Source organism: Mesorhizobium sp. M7A.T.Ca.US.000.02.2.1 (assembly GCF_003996995.1).
In the GTDB taxonomy this organism is placed as follows: Bacteria; Pseudomonadota; Alphaproteobacteria; order Rhizobiales; family Rhizobiaceae; genus Mesorhizobium.
On the sequence record NZ_RZTT01000838.1, the window covers coordinates 1 to 791 of the forward strand.

At 62.3% G+C, this 791-nt stretch carries 2 protein-coding genes; both read right to left on the reverse strand.

What is annotated here, in order from left to right; translation table 11 throughout:
* On the reverse strand, positions 1-527 hold a 527-nt coding region (locus tag EOD15_RS35005; RefSeq protein ID WP_148129840.1), incomplete at its 3' end, for a GNAT family N-acetyltransferase.
* A 5-nt stretch (positions 528-532) separates the two neighbouring features.
* Positions 533-791: rhodanese-like domain-containing protein (locus EOD15_RS35010; RefSeq protein ID WP_281034176.1), on the reverse strand; the 259-nt coding region annotated here is incomplete at its 5' end.

A 791-nucleotide genomic window follows, 5' to 3' on the forward strand; every position in this document is an offset into this window, starting at 1 on the left:
GGCAACGGATGGACGATTTCCCTCTTTTGCGCCACCGGTGCAAAGCCGAGCTTCTGGTAGAGCGGCAGAGCCGCCGGATGATCGAGCGTGCAGGTCTGCACCGTCACCCGCTTCGGCCCATGCGACCATGCGGCGGCGATCGCGGAGCCCAGGAACCAGCGGCCGATGCCTTGCCCGGTGGCATGTTCCATCATGCCGAAATAGGCGAGCTCGACTTCTTCCGGCAGATGCGGCTTGAGATCGAAGAAGCCGGCGGGCGCGCCGTCGAGGTAAAGGACCCTGATGTCGCGATCCTCACGATGGATGCCGGCGGAAAGCTCGTCGTCATCCAGCCTCAGCACATTGACCCAGTGCCATTTGCGCCCCACCCGGTCCATCAGATAGCGGTAAAAATGCAGCGGAATGTCCTTGGTCTTCAGCAGCGCGACCTGACGGTTATACGGCACGGCCGGTGAATAGGCCGGAGGCACATGCATCTCGAGGAACGTCACCGTGACTTCGATGTCTTCCTGCGCGCCGTTTTCCATCGTCTTCATTCCTTGCCGATCACAACGGGGCCGGTCACGACAGGCGTGTCGGAAAGCCCGCCCCACTCCGTCCAGGAGCCGTCGTAAAGCCTGTTGTTCGTATGGCCAAGCGTTTCCAGCGCCAGCGTCACCACCGCCGCGGTAATACCGGAGCCGCACGAAGTGACGACAGGTTTCGACAGATCGATGCCGGCCTCCTCGATCGCCTTGCGCAGGCGGTCCTTCGACAGCAGCTCGCCATTTTCCGACAGCGCCGAATAGGGC